This window comes from Pseudoalteromonas sp. S2721, assembly GCF_005887425.1.
Taxonomy (GTDB): Bacteria; Pseudomonadota; Gammaproteobacteria; order Enterobacterales; family Alteromonadaceae; genus Pseudoalteromonas; species Pseudoalteromonas simplex.
This window is the reverse complement of the sequence record NZ_PNCZ01000095.1, coordinates 1-6,477: the sequence shown is the minus strand read 5'-3', so window position 1 is coordinate 6,477 and position 6,477 is coordinate 1. Positions and strand designations below refer to the sequence as shown.

Sequence of the window (6,477 nt, the reverse complement as noted above, 5' to 3'; positions counted from 1 at the left end):
GCTATCAGCTATCAGCTATCAGCTATCAGCTATCGAAAATCTTCCATGTAGTTTTTCTCTTGTACAAGAACTTATTATTCTTATTCACGCGAAATAAATTTCACGCCTACGGTACTAACTTTACTCTTTCACCTTGCTAACTCGCTAACTGACTAACTTATATGTTTTATCTGATAGCTGACGGCTGAAAGCTGATAGCTCCTGTGCGTTGGGTTTCGCTCTACTCTAACCAGCCTACGAGCTAATGAGTCAAGCACTGTGGGTCGTCATTTATAGCGACACATAATCGTTTAATTGACGGGCTAAAGCCCGACCTACGACTTACCCGTTATTTAAGAAATATCGCGCGAAATAAATTTCACGCCTACATCTAAATTCAAAGACCCGCACGATCGACTTAAAGCTTTTTATCTAAAAGCTGATAGCTCCTGTGTGTTGGGTTTCATTTCACTCTACCCAACACACATGTTTTCAACCTATCGCCCCCTACTTAAACCATCCCTGAAAGCGCTCCATTAATAGGTAATTAACTGGCACTAATAGTAAGGTGATTAGCGTTGCGAAGATAATCCCAAAGCCAAGGCTTACAGCCATTGGAATAAGGAATTGTGCTTGCGTTGCTTTTTCAAATAACAACGGCATTAAACCAATAAAAGTGGTTAAACTGGTTAGCATAACTGGGCGAAAACGTGCCGCCCCTGCAAGCTTAACGGTTTCCAGTAAATCACCGCCCTCTTCACGCTTCTTATTAATAAAGTCAACCAGTACCAATGAGTCATTCACTACAACGCCTATCAAGGCTAGCATGCCAAGTAGGCTCATAATGGTTAACTCCATGCCCATTACCCAGTGGCCCATTACCGCACCTATCATACCAAACGGAATAACACTCATCACAATTAATGGCTGCATATATGATTTAAATGGTATCGCTAATAACGCATAAATAATAAAGAATACAAACACCAGACCCCAAGCGAGTGAACCAAATGATTCACGCTGCTCTTTGGCTTCACCTTCGAGCGAGTAATCAACACCAGGGTATTGCACCATTAGCTCATCTAAGTAAGTTTTTAAGTCTGCTTGCAGTACTGTCATATTGGTATTTGATTTTTCAACATCGGCTGTCACATTCAACGTACGATAGCGATCAATACGATAAATAGACGATGGACTTTGCCCCGGTACTAAGGTCGCCACATGCGACAATGGCACTGTGCCACCCGCTGGGGTTTTAATTAAAATATCAGTTAAATCAGCAACTGAGCGACGCTCTTCAATTGGCAAACGCACCATTACACGCACATCATCGCGGCCACGTTGAATACGTTGAACTTGCGCACCAAAGAACGAATTACGCACTTGCTGCGATACATCAACACGGTTTAAACCAAGCGCTAAACCTTGCTCTGTTAGCTCAATTTGCAGCTCGTCTTTACCATCTGACATACTATCAGCTATTTCGTACACAGTTGGGTAAGTTGCTAAACGTTCTTTGACCTTTTCTGCCACAGCTTCAAGGGTGTCGATTGAGCTGCCGCTTAGCTGTACATCAATAGGGTCTGAACTGCGACCAAACTCAGCACGGAAAGTTACACTCTCTGCGCCCGGTATAATACCGATAAGGTCACGCCATTCACTGGCGAGCTCTCGAGAGCCAATATCTGATTCACGTTTTTCGGCTGGTGTGATTTCAAAGCGCACACTACCTGTATTTGATGAACCACCACGGCCACCCGTGGTTGCCAAAATATTTAAAATTACGCTTTGGCCATCTTCATCACGATACTTCTCTTGTAGCTCTTTGGCCTTATCTGACATATCGATGATGTATTTGTTGGTCACTTCAAACGGTGTTCCTGCAGGGAATGTTAGCTCTGCGCGAACGGTTTCACTTGGAATACGCGGGAAGAATATAAACTTCGTCCAACCGCTGGTGATCAGGGTCAAAATGATAAAGAAAATACCTACGAACAAGCTGACCGTTGCTAATTTATTCTTTAGCGCAACATTTAGTAGCGGCTGATAGTACTTCATAATGGCGTGTTCAAAGCCATCGGCAAAACGCTGCTGAAACTGCTGCAGTTTTGACGGATTACTTTTTTCACTTCGTAGTTTTAAGTACTTTAAGTGAGCCGGCAGAACAAATTTAGACTCAATTAAAGAGAACAGTAATACCGGAATAACGACAACAGGAATTTGCGCAAATAAGGCACCACGGTTACCTTCGATAAAGGCTAATGGTAAAAATGCTGCAACCGTTGTAAGTACACCAAAGGTAACGGGTGTCGCAACTTCTTGCGTACCACGAATAGCAGCTTGCTCACCACTTTCGGCTGTTTTTAGGTGGGTGTAGACATTTTCACCGGTCACAATGGCATCATCAACAACAATACCAAGTACCAAAATAAAACCAAATAAACTCATTACATTAAGCGTAATACCAAAAATTGGCATCGCTAAAAACGCGCCCATGAATGACACAGGAATACCAATAAACACCCAAAACGCAATGGCAGGACGCAAGAACAAGGTAAGTAATGCAAGAACTAAAATGCCACCCTGAATAGCATTGGTTGTTAGCGTCGCAATACGGCTTTTCACGATTTCAGAGTCGTCATCCCAAAAGCTTAACTCAAACCCTTCAGGCAGCTGACTTTGATGCTCGGTAATGTAATTTTTTACCGCATCTGCAACTTCAATCGCACTTTGCGGACCAATACGATACACATCAATAAATGCCGCTTGCTTACCATTGAAGCGAGTACGGACTGGGGTTTCTTCGAAGTCATCGGTAATACGGGCAATATCACCTAGGCGAATAATGGTACCATCAGCTTGGTACTTCACCACAACTTGGGCAAACTCATCTTTACGATAGGCTTGGCCTTTTGAACGAATGAGTACATCTCCCCCTTCGGTTTTTAAGTTACCTGCAGAAACATCGGTACTTGAATTACTAATTGCTGAAGAAATGTCCGATAAGCGTAAATCATATTGGCGTAATGTATCTTGGCTTACTTCAATAGCAATTTCGTAATCTCGCACCCCACTTAGCTCTACCTGAGTGATTTCTGGCAAGCGTAATAAGTCATCACGTACATGTTCGGCATATTCTAAAGTTTCTTTTTCGCCGTATTCACTCGACACGGTTACCGCTATTACTTCACGAGTGCGCTGTGCAAGGGCTACAACCGGTTTTTCGGCATCAACCGGAAAAGTGTTAATGGCATCAACCCGGCTTTTAATATCGGCTAATAGCTCCCGTGGGTCATAGCCGGTATCGACTTCAATTGATACCGAGGCAGAGCCTTCTGATGAGCGGCTAGTTATGCGCTTTACGCCTTCGAGATCTTGCACCGCTTCTTCAATACGGATAGCGACACCTTTTTCAACATCTTCAGGTGTTGAGCCACGTAGGGTCACGCTAACACTAATGCGGTCTGCTTCAAATGACGGGAACACTTCAAGTGGTATTTGCGTCGATACGCTAAATAGCCCCGCTAATAAAATGCTGATCAGCAATAAGTTTGCTGCAACATGATTCTTTGTAAACCAAGCTATCATTATTGCGCTCCTTGCTTACGAGCAGCGCGGCGTTGTTCAATTAATTTTTCAACGGTAATACCTTGCTCTTTTGCTTGCTTTTCAAGCTCTTCACGGCTTGGACGCTGTGCTTTACCACGCGTAGCTTGATACGCTTCGCTTCCCATTACCGTCACTTGGGTACCTGAGCTAACTTGACCAAGCGGCGTAATCACTAAATGATCCCCTGCTGATAAGCCTTCGGCAACCATAGCTTGAGTCGCGTTTTGCCAAGCCAGTGAGATGTTTTTGCGACGCAACACACCTTGCTCTTCAACATAAACATAGGTGCCTTGGTAAATTGCACTGTTTGGGATCACAATGGCATTTTCAATCGCCTTGCCGGTAATTTGCGCTTTGATGTACTGACCAATTTTAATTGGGTATTGATTAGCTGAAGTGGCTTTGTAAGGGTCATTAATTTGTGCAACCACATAAAGCTGCTGCGCGCTTTCATCAATGGCACCTTCGGTGCGAATAACTTGACCTTGCCATTGCTGTTTACCAACAAGATCTGAGCTAAATTTAACGAGTGAACCGGCACTATTTTTAGCACCATCACGAAATTGTTCTGGTAAGTTAATGAACGGCAGATCTTTATTTTTGATTGGTAAGCGAATTTCAACACGGTCAATGGCATAAATACTGGCAAGTTCCATGTTATTACTCACCACTTGCCCTAAATCTACGCTGCGGCTTAAAACTCGCCCCGCGTATGGAGCAGTGATTTTTGTACGCTCTAAATCAAGTTTCGCTTTTTCAAGCGTCGCTTGGGCAGACAATACACTTGCTTCGGCAGCTGCAAGTTGTGGCTTACGCAGTACCAGGCTACTTGCTTGTTCACCCTTTCCTAAGCGCTCCCAATCGGTAATTGCTTGACGACCACGAGCTTGCTCTTCAAGTAGGCTTTGCTCAGCGGTTAATAAAGCTGCTTGTGCTGATTTTACTTCGGCGCGGTGATCTCTATCATCTAATTGCAACAACACATCGCCTTTTTCGAAAAAGCCACCTTCACGAAATTGCTCACTAATTTCGATAATTTGCCCTGAAGCCTGCGCGACTAGCATACTTTGCGTGCGTGGCTTTACGGTGCCAAAACTATCAATCATCACCTGATAAGTTTCTGGTGTTAGGCTCTTAACTGCCACATTTACTTTTGCTTTTGGCGGTGAAGAAAAGCGGTTTGCTTGAGGCGGGTTGCCTTTGATAAACATGACAAGCAGTACCGTCACAACGATCACTACCAATGGAATTAAAATTTTACGTGTCTTGCTATTCATGATTATTGCTCTGCTACTTCGCTGTTTGCTTCACTAAAATCACCACCAAGGGCAATATGTAAGTTGATTCTGTTGATAATTAATTGGTTTTTAAGTTCGATTACCGAACTTTGCGCATTGAACGAACGGTCTTGTGCATCGAGTACCGTGGTGTAGGTAACTAAACCACTTTGATATTGTTCAAACGCTAATGCCTCTGCGGTAATGGCATTTTCTTGCGCTTCTAAGGTTTTTTCGTAGCGTACTTTAAGCGCTTGCTCTTGGCTGATGGCTGTTTCAACATCGTTAAAGGCATCGTAAAGTGTGGCAAGATACGCTTGCTCTTGGCGCTTAACGTTTAACCTTGCTTGTTCTTCATTGGCTTTTAAGCGACCACCTTCAAAAAGCGGCATCGAAATACTACCAATCAGCGACCACGCTAAGCTTGATGGCGAAAATAAATCGCTCACCCTATCTGTGCTATCACTCATTGATGCAGAAAGATTTAAGCTCGGAAAACGCTGTTTATGCGCATAAGCAAGCCCAGCATCGGTGCTAAGTAATTGATACCAGCTTGCCATTAACTCAGGTTTGCGAGTGATAAGCTCTGAAGGTAAACCAAGTGGAATAGCACTGTCGAGTAGTGGTAAATCTGCACTAACGCTTAACGCGCCAGTTGGGTATTGGCCAGTTAAACGCTCTAAATCACGAATTGATTTAGTTAACGTTGCTTGCTGCGCGGCAATGTTTGAGCGCTCAGTATTTAGCTCATTCCGAGCAAGATAAACATCAAGCGCTTCATTTAAACCTTGGCGATAACCTGACTCAATAATATCTAAATTTTTTTCTGCGTTTTGCTCACGCTGCTTGTATAGTTCAAGTAATTTGTGATTCGTAATAACATCAAACCAACCCGCTACCACATCAGCAACTAATTGTTGTTTGCTTTGTGCAAATGTGGCTTTTTCAGCTAGGTACTCAAGATTTGCTTGTCGTTCTGAGGCTGATAATTTACCCCATAAATCAACTTCGTAGCTTAATTCTAATGATGCTGAGCTGGCGTTGTTATAACTAACAGGGCGGTTATCTTTACTACGGCTGGCACGTGTTGATAAATCAAGGCTTGGCCATAAATCTGCCCCAGCAGCAATAAGCTGCTGCTCTTTAATAGCGACATCGTAACCCGCTTGTAAAATCGCTTGGTTATGGGCTAATGCTTGCTCAACTAAAGTAAAAACTTGAGGGTCGTGTAATTGCTGCAACCAGTTATCTTCAACAGCAAGCGCTTTGTCGCTAGAAGGGAGTTGCTGCCATGCACTTGGTACTGTCTCAAGCTCAGCAACTCGTTCATTGTGAGTCGGCTGGCTCGCACATGCACTTAGCAAAATTACACTTAAAGCCAATAAACTCGGCTTATATTGCCAATTCATTCTAAAAACCTGAAAAACATCTATTTATGAGTGTAATTCAAGCACCACGCTCAGTTTTGCTCAACTGACTTTACATAACATTACACTGCCTGACATTTGACGACGATGAATGGTAGGAAAATGGAGGTAAGCAGCAAACTATCAGCTATCAGCTATCAGCTATCAGCTATCAGCTATCAGCTATCAGCTATCAGCTATCACCT

3 protein-coding genes are annotated in these 6,477 nt (G+C 43.4%); all 3 read right to left on the bottom strand.

From position 1 onward, the window contains the following. Positions 1-486: 486 nt before the first annotated feature. From CWC02_RS20355 to CWC02_RS20345, 3 genes are read right to left on the bottom strand one after another with little or no spacing between them, the layout of a single operon-like run. On the bottom strand, positions 487-3,567 hold the full coding sequence (locus tag CWC02_RS20355) for an efflux RND transporter permease subunit (protein ID WP_138619927.1): 3,081 nt from the start codon (positions 3,565-3,567) through the stop codon (positions 487-489). Next, positions 3,567-4,865: an efflux RND transporter periplasmic adaptor subunit gene (locus CWC02_RS20350; RefSeq protein ID WP_138619926.1), complete on the bottom strand. Its 1,299-nt coding sequence runs from the start codon at positions 4,863-4,865 to the stop codon at positions 3,567-3,569. Before CWC02_RS20350 ends, CWC02_RS20355 begins: the two co-directional genes overlap by 1 nt. Positions 4,866-4,867: 2 nt before the next feature. Beyond that, entirely contained in the window at positions 4,868-6,274 is a 1,407-nt protein-coding gene (locus CWC02_RS20345) for an efflux transporter outer membrane subunit (protein WP_138619925.1), read from the bottom strand. Between the last annotated feature and the right edge of the window lie 203 nt (positions 6,275-6,477).